This is a genomic window from Pseudoalteromonas sp. SG41-1 (assembly GCF_014164575.1).
Classification (GTDB): domain Bacteria; phylum Pseudomonadota; class Gammaproteobacteria; order Enterobacterales; family Alteromonadaceae; genus Pseudoalteromonas; species Pseudoalteromonas rhizosphaerae.
Window position 1 is genome coordinate 163,429 of sequence record NZ_JACJFL010000004.1, and the last position, 16,587, is coordinate 180,015.

The 16,587-nt window shown below is 41.4% G+C and carries 12 protein-coding genes; 5 read left to right on the top strand and 7 right to left on the bottom strand.

Annotated elements, in window-relative coordinates; translation table 11 throughout:
- Positions 1-20 precede the first annotated feature (20 nt).
- The 3 genes from H5203_RS05100 to H5203_RS05110 all read right to left on the bottom strand — a co-directional run bounded on the left by H5203_RS05100 (position 21) and on the right by H5203_RS05110 (position 4,010).
- Positions 21-1,208 carry an alpha/beta hydrolase-fold protein gene (locus tag H5203_RS05100; RefSeq protein WP_182819451.1) on the bottom strand — a complete coding sequence of 396 codons (1,188 nt, stop codon included), beginning with the start codon at positions 1,206-1,208 and terminating at the stop codon, positions 21-23.
- A gap of 109 nt (positions 1,209-1,317) precedes the next feature.
- Entirely contained in the window at positions 1,318-3,138 is a 1,821-nt protein-coding gene (glmS, locus tag H5203_RS05105; protein ID WP_182760551.1) for a glutamine--fructose-6-phosphate transaminase (isomerizing), read from the bottom strand.
- Positions 3,139-3,251: 113 nt separating this feature from the next.
- Positions 3,252-4,010, bottom strand: coding sequence for a DeoR/GlpR family DNA-binding transcription regulator (locus H5203_RS05110; RefSeq protein ID WP_182730667.1), 759 nt, complete (start codon positions 4,008-4,010; stop codon positions 3,252-3,254).
- A gap of 180 nt (positions 4,011-4,190) precedes the next feature.
- On the opposite strand from H5203_RS05110, the gene H5203_RS05115 reads away from it, so the two are divergent.
- Positions 4,191-4,718, top strand: coding sequence for a sugar O-acetyltransferase (locus H5203_RS05115; protein WP_145240139.1), 528 nt, complete (start codon positions 4,191-4,193; stop codon positions 4,716-4,718).
- A 172-nt stretch (positions 4,719-4,890) separates the two neighbouring features.
- On the opposite strand, the gene H5203_RS05120 is transcribed toward H5203_RS05115, so the two are convergent.
- Genes H5203_RS05120 through H5203_RS05130 form a run of 3 tightly spaced genes read right to left on the bottom strand, consistent with a single transcriptional unit; the run spans position 4,891 to position 9,264 of the window.
- Positions 4,891-7,293, bottom strand: a complete 2,403-nt coding sequence (locus H5203_RS05120) for an ABC transporter permease (RefSeq protein ID WP_182730665.1) — start codon at positions 7,291-7,293, stop codon at positions 4,891-4,893.
- Position 7,294: 1 nt separating this feature from the next.
- Positions 7,295-7,999, bottom strand: a complete 705-nt coding sequence (locus tag H5203_RS05125) for an ABC transporter ATP-binding protein (RefSeq protein ID WP_182730664.1) — start codon at positions 7,997-7,999, stop codon at positions 7,295-7,297.
- An 11-nt stretch (positions 8,000-8,010) separates the two neighbouring features.
- Positions 8,011-9,264: an efflux RND transporter periplasmic adaptor subunit gene (locus H5203_RS05130; RefSeq protein WP_182730663.1), complete on the bottom strand. Its 1,254-nt coding sequence runs from the start codon at positions 9,262-9,264 to the stop codon at positions 8,011-8,013.
- A gap of 225 nt (positions 9,265-9,489) precedes the next feature.
- Here H5203_RS05130 and H5203_RS05135 point away from each other — a divergent pair, with 225 nt between their 5' ends.
- Entirely contained in the window at positions 9,490-10,887 is a 1,398-nt protein-coding gene (locus H5203_RS05135; RefSeq protein ID WP_182819452.1) for a sigma-54 dependent transcriptional regulator, read from the top strand.
- A gap of 2 nt (positions 10,888-10,889) precedes the next feature.
- On the top strand, positions 10,890-12,206 hold the full coding sequence (locus H5203_RS05140) for a PAS domain-containing sensor histidine kinase (protein WP_182757851.1): 1,317 nt from the start codon (positions 10,890-10,892) through the stop codon (positions 12,204-12,206).
- Here the strand turns inward: H5203_RS05140 and H5203_RS05145 are convergent.
- Entirely contained in the window at positions 12,203-13,483 is a 1,281-nt protein-coding gene (locus tag H5203_RS05145; protein ID WP_182819453.1) for an acyltransferase, read from the bottom strand. The two genes, H5203_RS05140 and H5203_RS05145, sit on opposite strands and share 4 nt — an antisense overlap.
- A 182-nt stretch (positions 13,484-13,665) precedes the next feature.
- On the opposite strand from H5203_RS05145, the gene H5203_RS05150 reads away from it, so the two are divergent.
- Together H5203_RS05150 and H5203_RS05155 are read left to right on the top strand one after the other, a co-directional pair.
- On the top strand, positions 13,666-14,529 hold the full coding sequence (locus H5203_RS05150) for a LytTR family DNA-binding domain-containing protein (protein WP_182819459.1): 864 nt from the start codon (positions 13,666-13,668) through the stop codon (positions 14,527-14,529).
- Positions 14,530-14,595: 66 nt separating this feature from the next.
- The gene (locus H5203_RS05155; RefSeq protein ID WP_182819454.1) at positions 14,596-15,867 is read left to right on the top strand and encodes a LysM peptidoglycan-binding domain-containing protein; all 1,272 of its coding nucleotides are present in this window, start codon (positions 14,596-14,598) and stop codon (positions 15,865-15,867) included.
- Positions 15,868-16,587 lie beyond the last annotated feature (720 nt).

Here is a 16,587-nt window from a genome sequence, read left to right on the forward strand (position 1 = left end):
CAACTAAGTTAACAATATTATTAGTTCTTGCTAAGTTTTGCTTGTAACCTAGCTTTTGTTTCTTTTAAGTAGTTTATATAAGGATATGAATCGTCCGCAATTGCTAAAGCAGATTCCATATGTTCAAGAGCTTGGCGAGTATCACCTTGCATTTCATAACCATAAGACAGGGCTGAAAGCGCATCGACTGATTTGGGGTGGTTTTTTATATTGTACTTAAACACCTCAATAGCACGGGTAAACTGCTTGCTGCCCGTTAAGTTATAACCGAGTGATCTAACAGCACGGTCTGGTGGCGCTATCTGTTCGCCCCATTGTTGAGATAAGTTTTGGTAATAAGCATCAATAGATGCTACATCGTTGCTCAAAGCACTTATGGGCATTTGTTTAGGTAAAAATAGATTGTAATAAGCATTAAATGCGCCAGCAGCAGACGTTAAGTTATGCGAGATGCCAGCAAACGCATCACTAAAAAAGCGTAACCCCTGCACTTTATGCGATTGCAGTGATTGCTGTAGTTCATCGTACCTTTCGCGCATAATGCCAGCTTCTTCGCCGATATTGGTATAAACGTAATTGTTGAGCTCTTTCGTATTAGCGATAAACGATTTTGTGCTTTTTGCCGATGCACCATAATTCCACCAAACAGCAGGGCTATACGCAATGTGCGCTTGAAATAGTTCAGGGTTTGCCTGCAATGCATATAGCGCAAATACACCACCAGCAGAGGCACCAGCGATCACTCTAAAGTCGTGGGTGCGATAATTCTTATTAATAAAAGGAATGAGCTCTTGCTCAAAGAACGCTAAAAACTTTGCCGCGCCGCCCCCTTCACCGACAGGCCCTTGTGGCTCTTTATTCACTGTAGGATAAAAATCTCTGAGTCGATTAGTGCTTTCAATAGCGACAATAATAACCTCAGGCGCACGGTTATCATTTTGTAAACGCTCAATAACAGCACTGGCAAGCGGTATATTACCTGCTCCATCTAGGCGATATATAACAGGGTATACCTTATTTGGCTCAGCTTGATAGCTTTTAGGCAACTGCACTGTAACTGTGCGTTCTTCGTTTAAAACAGCCGATTTAATAGTGTGCGTGTGCACAGAGTAATCTGTACTTTGTTGTTTAGTGTTAGATTGTGCAAAGGTATTTTGTGAACTAAAAACAAAAAAGCTAACAAAACACAGAGTGGTGAGTAAACGCATAACTAATCCCTTAGAGAATAATGAGTTACTTAAGCTAACAGAGTTTCAGGCACAAAAAAAGCGCATTAAGCGCTTTTTTGATATGAAAAAACATTATAACCTTTTGATTTTATTCAACAGTAACCGATTTCGCTAGGTTACGTGGTTGGTCAACGTCAGTGCCTTTAATTACTGCTACGTAGTACGAAAGTAACTGTAGTGGGATTGTATATACAACTGGAGCAATTACGTCATCTACGTGGTTTACGTTGATCACACGCATGGTTTCGTCTGACTCAAAGTGTGAGTCTTTATCAGCGAATACATAGATAATGCCGCCGCGAGCACGGACTTCTTCTACGTTTGATTTAAGCTTTTCAAGCAATTCGTTGTTTGGTGCTACAACAATAATTGGCATGTCTGCGTCAATCAATGCTAATGGGCCATGTTTAAGCTCACCTGCTGCATAGGCTTCTGCGTGAATGTATGAAATCTCTTTAAGCTTAAGTGCGCCTTCCATTGCGATTGGGTATTGTGAACCACGACCTAAAAACAGTGAGTGGTGCTTGTCGGCAAACTCTTCTGCAAGATCAGCAATGCCATCAGCAAGCAATAAAGTTTCTTCTAATTTAGCTGGAAGCAATTTAATAGCGTTAACAATCGTACTTTGATCTAAGCCTTTCTCTTGCGCAATAGACGCAGTAAGCATTAACAAACCAACAAGCTGTGTAGTAAATGCTTTAGTAGAGGCTACACCAATTTCAGCACCGGCTTTGGTCATAAAGGCAAGGTCTGATTCGCGTACAAGCGATGAGCCTGGTACGTTACAAATAGTCATTGACCCCATATAGCCTTGCTCTTTAGCTAAACGAAGCGCAGCTAAAGTATCAGCCGTTTCACCAGATTGTGAAATCGTTACTAGTAGGCTGTTTTCGTGTACAAATGACTGACGGTAACGGAACTCAGAGGCAATTTCTACGTTACAGCTAACACCTGCAAATTGCTCAAGCCAGTAGCGGGCAACCATACCTGAGTGGTAAGACGTACCACAGGCAATAATTTGTACGTGTTTTACGTCTTTAAATATTTGCTGAGCGCTTTCACCAAAGGCATCAATCGCTACGCGGTCGTCGTTTAAACGTCCTTCAAGGGTGTTACGTACAGCAAGTGGCTGTTCGTAAATTTCTTTAAGCATGTAGTGACGGTATTCACCTTTACCTGATGCATCTTGTGTGATGTTTGATTCAATGACTTCACGTTCAACGGCATTGCCGTCTACATCAAAAATTTCCACACTGTTACGGGTGATACGCGCTACATCACCTTCTTCAAGGTAGATAAAGGTACGAGTTACTGGTAATAGTGCTAATTGGTCAGAGGCAATAAAGTTTTCGCCAAGACCTAAGCCAATAACTAATGGACTGCCTGAACGGGCAACAATAATTTCATTATCGTTGGCTTTATCAAATACTACTGTACCAAATGCGCCATCAAACTGCTTAACCGCAGCTTGTACTGATGCAAGTAAAGTGGTGTGTTGCTGGCGGAGTTGATGAATTAAATGCACCATTACTTCGGTATCTGTGTCTGATAAAAACTCGTAACCATCGCCTTTCAGCGCTTCACGTAAGCTGGCGTGGTTTTCAATAATACCATTGTGCACTAAGGCAATTTCGCTGTTTGAAATATGCGGGTGCGCGTTTGCTTTCGTCACGCCGCCGTGAGTTGCCCAGCGAGTATGTGCAATACCGGTAGTCCCTTTTACGCCAGCTTCATCAAGCGCGTTTTCAAGGTTAACTACTTTACCCACTGCTTTTACGGTATTAAGTGTATTACCATCTAAAAGTGCCACACCAGCTGAGTCGTAACCACGGTATTCAAGGCGCTTAAGGCCTTCAACTAAAATTTTATTTACTGGGCGTTCTGCAACTGCCCCAACTATTCCACACATAATTTCTCCTTTTGTACATGCCAAAGCGTCAACTTTGGGTTTGTATGTGTTGTTTAATATTTAAATGAACATCACAGGTGTTGTCGGCCTGTAATAAACACGAATTTGTAAATTTATAGCTCAGCGCAGATCAACTGCACACCACACGCTTGTATTGCTTGGCGAGTATCGAGTGCTAAGTTGCTGTCGGTGATAAGCGTAGTCACTTGCTGCCAAGGTAATTCTAAATTAGGGATTTTTCGGCCGATTTTTTCTGACTCCACCAGCACTATAACTTCACGAGCAGCGCCCGCCATAACTTGGCTTAGGCCTACAAGTTCATTAAAGGTAGTGGTACCGCGCTCAACATCAATGCCATCAGCACCAATAAATAGCTGATCAAAATCATAAGAACGTAAAACCCCCTCAGCAACTTGCCCCTGAAACGACTCAGAATGCGGGTCCCACGTACCACCGGTCATTAAAAGTGTTGGCTCGTTTTCCAGCGCTAATAAGCGATTAGCCACTTTAATTGCATTAGTCATCACCACTAAACCGCGCTTATTACCCAGTTCAGGGATCATTGCTGCTGTAGTACGACCACTGTCGATAATAATGCGGTTATGATCTTTGATTAGTGCTGCTGCGGCTTTGGCAATCGCCACTTTACGTTTTGAATCAATATCATCGCTTACAATTTCTTGCGGCAATGCAATCGCGCCACCGTAGCGGCGCAGTAATAGTCCGCTTTTTTCAAGCGCTGTTAAGTCTTTACGAATGGTTACTTCAGAGGTTTGAAACTGCTCAGCTAAAATATCTACGGCTACTTCACCTAACTCATTAACTTGAGTAAGAATAAGGTGACGACGTTGCTGGGTGTTTCGTTTAGTCATTAAGTAAACCATTTAAGTTTCGTTTCGAAAGTTACGAGATTTTAAACGAAACTATGAAAATGGCAAGTGAATGTATAAAAATACCTCTAAATTCATAACAATATAATAAACCCTTCCAAGCGTTGATCTTATTAGCAATCAAGTTAAGCTAAGTGAAATTATAAATAATGGCATTAATTCATGAATAAATTCAACAGCCTTGATAAGTCATACTTAGAGCAACGTAAAATCACCCATGAAATCTGCCGCTTGTTTGCTAAAAGCCCCAGCAAAGGCAATTTAAAACGCATTAAGGGGCTTTTTGCGCAGTGTGGCGATGGAGTGGTTATTGAGGCAGGCTTTCACTTTGACTATGGCTCGCAAGTTCAAATTGGTGATCGTACTTTTATAAACATTAACTGCACTATGTTAGATGCGCCAATTAATGAAGGAGCCATAAGCATTGGCGACGATTGTTTAATCGGCCCGAACGTTCAGCTTTTGACAGTCTCTCATGCAGTTAATCCCATAGAGCGGCTCAATAAAGAAAACTTTGCAGCACCTATAACCATTGGCAATAACGTATGGATAGGCGCAGGCGTTATTGTACTTGCAGGTGTTAGCATTGGCGATAATGCTGTAGTAGGCGCAGGGTCTGTCGTCACCAAAGATATTGCAGCAAATACTGTTGTTGCAGGTAATCCCGCAGTGATAATTAAAGATATTTAAACAGCACGACTCAAGTTTTCGAGCATATAAAAACTCGGCTTAACCTCCTGTCGCGGGATAAACCCGCTACTGCCTCCCCGCTCAAATTGTTGGTCGTCATTTATAACGAAAAGAATATACAAAAGGCCTATCGATGTTCTGATAGGCCTTAAGTAGGGTTCTGTGCTAGTTATCATTCATACCTTAATGTTAACGAAGGTCTTGTACTGGCGGCTTTAAAAGCAAGACTGGCAACTGTAAGCCAAGTAATAGCAGCCACGCTTAGTGCAGCAATTAAGTAAACCCACATAGCTTGATCAACACGCTCATTAAAATTAGCCAACCAATCTCCTACCAGCCAATAAGTAAGCGGATATGCTATGGCCACACTAACCACGACTAAAATCAAAAACTCTTTCGCCAGTAGATTCATAATACTGATGCGTGATGCGCCAAGCACTTTACGCACCGCGACTTCTTTTTGGCGGCGTAATACCGAGAATGACGCTAAACCAAAGGTCCCCACACACGCTAAGAAGACAGCTAAGCCAGAGAATAAAGTGACAAACTCAGTGGCACGTTCATCATTACGATAAAGCGCACGATAATTGTCAGCCATCATTTCTATTTTTGGGTCATAAATATCAAGTGTTTCGGCCAAGATGCTAGCAAGCTGTGACTTTATATGCGGGAGCTGTGTTAAATCCAGATTAACGATAATTCTACCAACCCAACTGCTGGTGTAACCGCAAATGAAGATGGTTGAGGGCTGCGTATCTTTAACGCTACCTACTTTTATATCTTTAACAACGCCAACAATCGTTATGGTAAGTTCTTGGCCGTAACCTGTGTCTGTGCGCCAAATACTACCAATTGCATCTTCTGCAGTTACATAGCCCGCTTGTTTAGCTAAAGATTCGGTCAATATTGCTGACGCGGTAGCTTGAGTATCACTGACTTTATTAAACCAATCAGCCCCCATTTTTGCACTAAAGTCACGCCCAGCTACCAGTGATAAATCCAAAGCACTCACAGCATCATTACCCACACCAATAAAGGGTAAAGTTTGTTTAGTAAACTGACCGTTATCAGCCGTAAATGTACGAGACGAGTTATAAGCACCGGTTAGTGAAATATCTATTACGCTGGCTTGTTTCACACCATTAATAGCGTTAATGCGATCTAACAGCACATTGTTTTGGTTATAGAATATATCTCCTGCGTCAATATCACTGATCATTAGCTTGCCTTCTTTTGCGTAACCAACAGGGAGTGACTGCAAATGTGCCAGCTGCTGTTGTAACAATAAGGCGGCAATGATCAGTGCGACCGACAACGCAGACTGTAAAACTAATAAACTTTTTCTAACGGCAATGGCTGTGCGGCCGCGTTGCATGTCACCACTAAGTACACGCTTAGCACTAAACGCCGACATAAACATCGCAGGATAAATCCCTGCAAGCAAACCAACCAATAAGGTAACAACGGCAATTGCTGCACCTAAGGCTGAGCTGTAATTAAGCGCTAGCTGACGATCAACTAATTGGTTAAAAGCTGGTGTTAATAATTCAACCAACATGCATGCTATCAGTGCTGCAATAACGGTTATAAGTAATGACTCAACTAAAAACTGGCAAACAATTTGTGTCTTACTCGCACCAAGGGCCTTACGAACACCGACTTCTTTTGCGCGCTTTGCAGATTGCGCAATACTCATATTGATAAAGTTAAAAGCCGCTAGCAGTACTAATAAAATACTCAAACCAATACAAATACGCAGCGTTGAAAGCGAGCCATTCATTTTCATTTCAAAATTAGAGCTTGCGGTTAAATGCAAAGCAGTTAAGGGGTGTAATGTAAGCTGGGCTGAATCATACTCAGAATCTTTATAAACAACTTCTCTATAGCGATGCTCAATAGCTTTAGCAAGCTTGCCAACATCAGCGTCAGGAGTAACCCGGATATATGTATAGCCATTGTTATTTTGAAAGTTATTATTTGCAGGTGGCTCTTTAATTAATGCTTGAAAAAAGAAGTGCGTATTATCAGGTAAATCAGAAAACACAGCACCGACTTGCCAACGCTTATTTCCCTGTATTAAAGTTTCACCAATAATAGCTGTGCTACCAAAAATCCGTATTGCATACTGCTCGCTGAGTGCAATCATATTTGGCGTTGCAAGTACTTTTGCCAGATCCCCAGCTGCAATATCGATATTGATAAAATCAGTCACGTTACTACGCGCCGCAAGCACATTTTCTAATTTGTAACCAACGCCATCACGAACAAACTCAGAGCCTGGCGGAACCAAATCAAGTGAGAGTATGTCTTCAATTTCAGCCATGTCTTTAAAAGACGCGATCACATCTTTATTGACAACTGGTGCTCCCATTCCAAGTGATGGGAAATATTGATATACACGATACACGCGATCAGCATTAGGTTGCTGTTCATCATAAGAAGCTTCATTAAAGGCAAACATGGCCACTAAAATAGCCGCAGCTAAACCAACACTTAAGCCAATGATGTTAAGTAAAAAATGTTGTTTTTGCTGTTTAAATGCCCGTAGGGCTGTCACTAAATAATTAATAAACATGTTAAGCAACCTCAGCAGCGCTTTGCTGCACAACATTCGCTTTGTCAAGCATCACTTGGCCGTCGAGTAAGCGTACTAAACGGTCAGCATATGCACCTTCTTTCTCTGAGTGGGTCACCATAATTACTGTGGTGCCTTCGCGGTTTAGCTCGCGCAACATAGCCATGACTTCATCACCATTTTTAGAATCGAGGTTACCGGTTGGCTCATCGGCTAAAATTAGTTTAGGATTAATCACTAATGCACGCGCCACGGCTACCCGTTGCTGCTGACCACCCGAAAGCTGCTGTGGTAAATGCTCGCCTCGGTGATCAATGCCTACGCGCTTTAAAATGGCTTCAACGCGTTGTTTGCGCTCACTTTTTGATATTTTTTGATACTGTAACGGCAACTCTACGTTCTCAAATACAGTTAGCTCGTCAATTAAGTTAAAGCTCTGAAATACAAAACCGATTGATGCTTTACGTAGCTCCGACAATTGCTTTTCGCTGTACCCTGCGATGTCTGTTCCAGCAAAATCAAAGCTACCTGCACTTGGTGAATCCAACATACCTAAAATAGACAGCAAAGTTGATTTACCACAGCCAGATGGCCCCATAATCGCTAAAAAGTCACCTTCGTTTACGGTTAAGTTAATGTTACTTAGCGCTGTTGTTTCAACATCTTGAGTACGAAATACGCGGCTTAAATTAGTTAGTTTGATCATTGTTATTTTCCTTAAAATTGTAGTTGCTGTGCTTTATCAAAGTTACTGTAGCTAGAAGTAATCACTTGCTCCCCAGCATTGAGCCCTTCAAGCACTTCAAAATAGTTTTGATTCTTTTTGCCTAAGCGAATATCACGACGCACTGCTTTATCACCGCCTTGCTCAATAACATAAACCCAGTTACCGCCCGAGTTGGTAAAAAAGGCGCCACGTTTAAGCAGTAGAGCATTGTTTTTGTCACCCCCCAGCATTAACTCAATATCAATGCTTTGCCCGCGCTTAATGCTTTTGGTATTACTTGGTAAATCCACTTCAATTTGAAATTGCGACTGCTGTACGCGGCTATCAATTTTGCTCACCTTGGCGTTCACAGTGCCGCTTTCAAGTTCAATCATCACGGTCATGTCACGCTGTACTTGGTTTAAATAAAACTCATCAAGGCGTACCACTAATTTATATTCATTTGGAATATCAATTTGGCCTAATCGCGCGCCACTGTTTTTAGATTCACCAATTTCCACATCAAGCTCGCTTAGGTAGCCTGAAACAGGCGCTTTGATTAATAAATTGTCGAGATTTCGACGCGCAAACTGCAGGTTTTTTTCAAGCATTTTAGCGCTGTCTGATAACTGTGCGACTTGCACCTCACGGATTGAGTTTTCTTGCTTTTGGCGCTCAAGCGTGAGCTCTTTACGAGCGTGGTAATAATTTAAATCTTCTTCTAACTCTGCAAGTTGCTCCTGCGCTAATACGCCACTTTTAACCAAAGGTTTAGTTTGCTGTAAACGACGGGTGAGGTGCGTAATTTTTAGCTCTATTTCTAATAAGTCACGGCGTAAATTTAACCGGCTGGTTTCCATAGTCATTTGCGTATTGCGTAAAAAATTTAGCTGCTCAGTTACTTGGGCTTCGCGACTCATTACATCTAGTTGTAAGTTGGTATTGCTCAAACGCACTAGTGGTTGGCCTTTCTCAACATATTCGCCTTGCTCCACTAAACGCTCCTCAACTTGCCCACCGGCGATGGTATCAAGGTAAATACTGGTTTTTGGTACCACTTGACCGCGTAAACTTAAGGCATCTTTAAATGCACCTTGTTTCACCGTGCTAACGGTTAAGCTACTGCGTTCAATATTCTGGCTACGACCTGTATTACCTGTTTGTGTAAACCCATACGCAGCGGCAGCAACACCCAATGCCAATGCTGCAAAGGTGAATTTCTTTAAATACTTTTGGGTAAATGAGCGTTCTATTTTCTTATCCATGTTGGCCACCTTGATACAGGTTTAATAAACTAATTACCGATAGTTATTACAAACGCTGTGCCAACTTTATTTAACATTAAAATTCAATACCTTATAATTAAATGAAATTATTATTATGTTTGTAGTGTCCGTTAATAGAACACTTTTTTATTTTATAAACGTCCATTTATGGACACTGTTCCTTTTTTGTTTTAGGCTAAATAAAACTCTATAAAAATAAAAATCATGAAACACACAGGCTCGCTTTTAATCGTTGATGACAACCCCGATATTCTAATCGCCGCACGGTTATTGCTAAAGCAGCATTATCAAAGCGTTAAAACCACTGACAACCCATTTGAAATTGCAGGCATCATTAACGAGCAACGCAAAGCTGATCAGCCAATTGATGTGATCTTACTCGACATGAACTTTACCCAAGACTCCATCAGCGGCAAAGAAGGTTTTTATTGGTTAAAAAAAATCATCGAGCAAGACGCTAATATCGTTGTTTTGTTAATGACCGCCTACGGCGACATTCAACTCGCGGTGGATGCTATTAAAGCAGGCGCATCTGATTTTATTGCTAAACCTTGGCAAAACGAGCAACTACTTGGGGCTGTGGCGGCGGCTTTTTCACATGCCAAAGACAAACAGCAAGTGGGTAAGCTTACCCGTCAAAAGGACGGCCTTAATCAAGTACTCAATAATCAGCCATTTGAGTTTTTAGGTCAAAGCGCCGCTATGCAGCAGGTATTCACCACCATTGAAAAAGCCGCACAAACTGATGCCAATATACTGATCACCGGCGAAAGCGGCACAGGTAAAGAACTCACCGCGCATGCCATTCATCAAGCAAGTATGCGCCATAATCAAACCTTTATGAGTTTAGACATGGGTGCTGTGGCACAGAACCTATTTGAAAGTGAGCTATTCGGCCATAAAAAAGGCGCATTTACCGATGCCAAAAGCGATCGAATTGGTAAATTTGAGCTCGCCCAAGGCGGAAGTTTATTTTTAGATGAACTAGGCAATTTGCCCCTTGAGCATCAAGCTAAACTGCTTGCCGCATTACAAAACCGCAAAATTACACCTGTTGGCGGCAGCAAAGCGATTGATATTGATATACGCCTTATTTGTGCCACTAATGATAACCTTGATCAAGCCGTCGTAGAGGGGCGTTTTCGTCAAGATTTATTGTATCGGATCAACACTGTTGAAATTCGCTTACCGGCTTTACGTGAACGCAGTGATGACATCCCACTGCTAGCAGATTATTACCTCAATCATTTCGCACAAAAGTACAAGCGCAACTTAACCATAAAAACACATGATATGAGCTTACTTTGTCAATATGCATGGCCAGGCAATGTCCGCGAGCTTGCTCATGCTATTGAGCGGGCTGTTATTTTAAGTGATGGCGATAATCTTGATGTTAGCTCAGTGATTGGTAGTGCTGGTGCTACTAATCATACAACCACCAATGACAACGAGGCATACGACACCTTTGATCTTGAGATGCTCGAGCAGCGCACTGTGCGTGCAGCGCTAACACATTACCAAGGTAATGTTAGCCATGCGGCCAAAGCCTTAGGGTTAACGCGTGGTGCTATGTATCGCCGTCTTGAAAAGTATGGGCTATAACAATGCGCCCTCATTTATTATTAACTATTAATATTGTGGCACTTATTAGCGCCAGCGCACTCGTTAGTTATCTATTACAAAATAATGGGCTTTCAGCAACTTCGCTGTTAATTATATTAGTCACTGCGGCCTTGATAACGCATATTTTTACGCTCTTTAAGCGCCAACAAAAACAAGCAGAAATGGTGATCCGCGCCTTAGCCAATGGCGACAGCACCTTAGGTCTTGGCCAACAACATCCAATGCGCCAACAATTTGAGCAAGTAAAAACGCAAATGCAAACAGCACGCTTTAATGCCGAACAACAAGCGCAGTTTTTGCAAGCACTGCTTATTCATGTTGATTTAGCGGTTATGGTATGTGACGACAACGGCAAAGTGATTGAATCAAACCCAGCAGTCAGCAAACTACTGGGTAAAAGCTTCCAGCATCTACGAGAATTAGGCGCTGTTGGTGAACTAATTTTGAACGCCAAGAACAATATGCGCAGCACCACCTATTGGCAAAATGGCGAGCAGCACGACACGCTTTCTATCCAACTCAGTATCGCCGAAATACAAGGCAAAGTGCGTCGCGTAGTAAGCCTACAATCAATTCATGACCAACTACAACTCAAAGAACAACAAGCGTATAAACGCCTAACTAAAGTACTTACGCACGAAATTGCCAACTCTATTACCCCGCTTTCATCGTTAGCTGATACGTGCAGCAATTTACTGCCACAAGAACTGTGTTTTATTGATATTGAAGATAAACAAGACTTACAGCTTGCACTAAGCACCTTAGCATCAAGAACGGCACATTTAGGCGACTTTATTGCTCGTTTTCGCCAAGTTAGCAGCTTACCTAAACCTAATTTAGCGCCTGAAAATTTAGCCGATATGCTAGCGCGTATTGTCACCTTGCATCAACAACAGTCGCGTGAGCTGCAAATCAATATAGAACTTACAATTAAAAGCCAGCAATTAGTGATGCTAGACAGTAGTCAAATAGAGCAAGTATTAGTAAATCTTATAAAGAACGCATTTGAAGTGCTAAGCAGCAACAAAAAATATAACGCGCAAAGCCCCGCTCAGCCAAACATCAAGCTCAGCTTGGCACAAAACGCCAGCCAACAACTCTATGTTGAAGTGAGCGATAATGGCCCAGGCATCAGCGAACATGTGGTGGATATGATCTTCGTACCATTTTTCACCACTAAACAACAAGGATCAGGTATTGGCTTGAGCCTATCAAGGCAAATTATGCTCAACCACGGCGGTGATTTAATTTATGTACCAAAACCACAAGGCGCATGCTTTAGATGCGTGTTTGGTTAAATTAACTTAAAGATCAGTGGGCTTACCAATATAAGTCCGTAGCAAAAGCCCGCTTTAACTTGCCATGCTTTATATTTACCTGTGACTTTAATCCCTATAAATGGGCTTAATAGATCGATACGACGCGCACTAATAAACACCAACCAACAAATAATGAAAGTGAGGCTGAGTATAAGTAATGGCTCTTCAAAGCCACCTAATTGCAGCTTCGACAAATAAAAGGCAAGGCCAATAATTACACTTTGATGTAATAGATAAAACGGAAATACGGCTGAGTTTAATAACGCTAATTTAGGGTGATCGTGATTCAAAAAGCGTTTTGCTAATGCCAGCATTAACATCACACCCACTAATCGTTGCGCGGTATACAGCATATCCATGCTGGTAATTTGCCATTGGCTCGTAGCTGGGTTTTGCCAAATCATGTGATAACCCAGCACGACAACTAAATAACCTAAAATGAATACCACTAATAACGCCTGCCAGTGACGTAGCAGTTGGCTGTAAAATGCAGGCTGCCAAGCAAGCAAGTAACCGTAAAGTAAAAACAACGCGCCCATGGGGTATCGGAATGTATCACTCGGCCAGCTCAGTTTTAAAATACACAGCGGCAATAGCAATACAATAAAAACAATAACTAACGATCGCTCACATAAACGCGTCATTATTGCTTGCACAGTAGCGTGATGAAGCAGCGGTATCATTAACACCAGCAATAAAGTAAATTGCCATAACGAACGCAAGTACCAAAGATGGTTTACATCAACATGTGGCCAAATACCTGCTTGGTAGTGATTAAATAAAGGGTTAGTTAAATCAAAGAACTGCTGGTAGAACTGCCAAAAGCTCATAGCTAAACCAACCTCTTGGCTCATTTGCGCATAAAGCTGAATCGGCACTATAAACCAAATGCCAAACAATAAAGGCAGTAATATTTTTACACTGCGCGTAATTAAAAACATATCTAAACTAAAGCGCGCAATAATAAAGCGCAGCGCTACTCCTGAAATAAACCAGATTAGTCCCATTCGCCACGGTGACAGTAACAACATGACATTTTCAACACTGCTAGACAAATACTGGCTTTTAAAATGAAATCCCCAGTTTTGGCTGTATAACATGCCGGTGTGATAAAAAATTAATAAACCAAACGCAATCACCCGTAGCCAATCAAGATCATAACGGCGCTTTGGCAGTTCATCATGCTGATTAAATACATTTAGCCATGGCTGTAATAGCGTACGTGTTGTGTTTTTAATTACTATTTTAAGTTTCATGGTAGATTTAGCTTACGACTAATTAATAACAAATATGAACAACAATCTGCGTTAAGCAATCAGAAAAGGCTGATAAAACAGTCAGTAGGGATAAACGGTGGATATCAGGGATGATAAGTTTGGTGATCTATCACTATCTTGCTAGTCTAATTATGGTCTTTTAAAGAGTAACAATAATAATGATCTCCTTAACGCATTTTCAGCGCTACCAGAGATGGTATGCGGCATTATTTTTATCTAGTTATATTTTTATCAACAATACTATAAATGCCAGCTCAAACATTATGGAAGCCCAGCGAGATGGCGAACTCCCATTTATGATCTGGGAGCCGTTTGTATGGGAATATTCCAGCGCTATTGGCACCTTGTTGTTGTTTCCCGCTTTAGTTAGGCTATTAAAAACCCAGCCTTTTAATTGGCAAAAAATCCCCCGCTCATTACTGCTTTATCTACTCGCTAGTATTGCTTTTTCGTTATTGCATATTGCTGTAATGGTCGCTATTCGCAAGCTCATTTACACCTTACAAGATATGCAATATGACTTTGGATTAGTGTGGTTTGAATTACTTTATGAATACCGCAAAGACTTGTGGGGGTTCTTATTTTTAATTGCTGTTATTAAAACCTATCAATATGTAGTGAGCCAATTAAGTGGTGAAGCAGCACCGATCAGACAAGGCGAAGATACGCCTGAAAATTTAAATTTCGATAGACTACTGGTAAAAAAACTGGGAAAAGAATTTATTGTCCGCGTAGCACAAATAGACTGGCTTGAATCTAGCGGTAATTATGTAAATCTACATATTGATGCAAGAATTTACCCGTTACGTGCAACTATGAGCCAACTTATAACTCAGTTAGAACCGCAAGGGTTTTGCCGTATTCATCGCTCCCATGGCGTTCGGTTAGATGCGATTGAATCAATCACGCCACTACCGAGCGGAGACAGTGAAGTAAAACTTACAACCGGCAAAGTACTTAACTTATCGCGTCGCTATAAAGAGCAATTTAAGGGACAGTTAAATTCAACTACAAGTCATTCTTAACTCACGCTATGTTAAGCTAGCCTGATTTAGGTTAACCGCATTTATATTTTCGGAGTAGTTTAGTACGTGTCTTTAAATCGATTTATCCGCATTCTGCCATTGGTTGTTATTTTATCCGGTTGTGAAACCACACCCGAACAACCATCTTCACAACCTGATATTAAGGCTAACCCAAATATTGTTGTTAAAGAACAAAACGAAAATATTGAGCAAATAGCTCCCTTAAGTCCTCAGGAACTCGATGATGTGTGGCAACGCATCCGAGCGCAGCTTACATTTTCCAATTCTAGCCACCCAGATGTGCAACAACGCATTGCATGGTATTTATCTCACCCAAACTATATGGATGAAATTAGTCGCCGTGCTGAGCCTTACCTTTATTATATTGTCACAGAGGTTGAAAAACGGAACTTACCCATAGAATTAGCGTTAATGCCGCTAATTGAAAGTGACTTTGATGCCAGTGCCTATTCGCACAAGCATGCATCTGGGCTTTGGCAATTAACGCCTGCCATTGCTAAGTACTTTAAGGTAAAAATTAGCCCTTGGTACGATGGCCGCCAAGATGTGATCGACAGTACCCGCGCTGCTCTGGATTTTATGGAGTACTTATACAAACGCTTTGATGGTGATTGGTATCACGCTATAGCAGCCTATAACTTAGGTGAAGGCCGTGTACTTAGAGCGATCAGCAACAATAAAAAGCAAGGTAAACCAACTGACTTTTTCAGTTTAAAACTCCCTCAGCAAACCAGTCAGTATGTACCTAAACTACTTGCTGCGGCACAATTATTAAAAAGCCAAAAAATGGCGTTCCCTGCAATAGCAAATAAAGATGCAATTGCCAAAATAGCCATTTCTGGCTCAGTTATTTTAGATAATAAAGCCCAATGGCAACAGTTAGAGCCCTTAAACTACGGGGTCATTCGCTTTCCGGCGATTATTGATGCACCGCATCTCGTCGTTCCTGCTAGTGAGCAAAAGCAATTTGAGACTATGATTGCTGATCAAGATTCTAACGACTACAGCCAATGGCAACATTATACAGTTAAGCGTGGCGATAGTTTGAGCGTGATCGCTAAGCGCTACAAAGTAACTTTAAGCCAACTAAAAGCATTTAATAATTTGAAAAATAGTACCATACGTATTGGTCAAAAATTAGTGCTACCGCAGTTAGCCGATACGCAAATAGAGCATAAGGTTAAATCTGGCGAAAGCTTGTGGAAAATAGCCAACCATTACAAAGTCAGCATCACTAAGCTAAAACAATGGAACAGCCTTTCAAGCGATCGCTTAAAAGTAGGCGATAAGCTAACCGTATTTTTATCAGCAAGTTAATAACATGAACGCTGGATAATAAGCCTATCTTCAGCGGCTATATGCAATGCTAACTGTGTTAGGCCTGAATAATTAAAGGGCTGCAATCATGCAGCCCTCTGCAAACAGTGATTAATCATCAGCTTGTGATTTAGTGTGGTACCAATTTACTGTGCGGGTCAGCATCATAATCAAACTCAGTACCACAAATACCAATCGTGTTAAGTTACTGACCATTTATAGCGACAGATAAATACAGTGATAACAAGGCGTAAATTTTGACATATAGTTGTTCTACTTGAAAAAATTATAACGCAGTTAGCGCTTTATTTAGCTCGCTAGAATGGTTAAATATTTAAGTCGATTGGTATAACACTGCGCTGCTGACAGCTCAAAGCCATTAGCTTTCCTACAGACGTAAAAAAGCCGCTTCATTTCTGAAGCGGCTTTCTCAATTTGGAGCTTGGTGATGTCATAGTGCCCACAGCGGTAGAGAGCCACATAGCAAATGTATAGGTCGGCATTAGGCGCTTATTCTTTTCCTTTTACCTGATGCCTTTTACCTTTCACCTCGAACCTGCATTTTCACTTTCCTGCAGACAACAAAAAACCCGTCACATCGCTGTAACGGGTTTCTCTTATTTGGAGCCTGGCAATGTCCTACTTTCACATAGCAAATGCTACACTATCATCGGCGCTGTTTCGTTTCACTACTGAGTTCGGCATGGGGTCAGGTGGGTC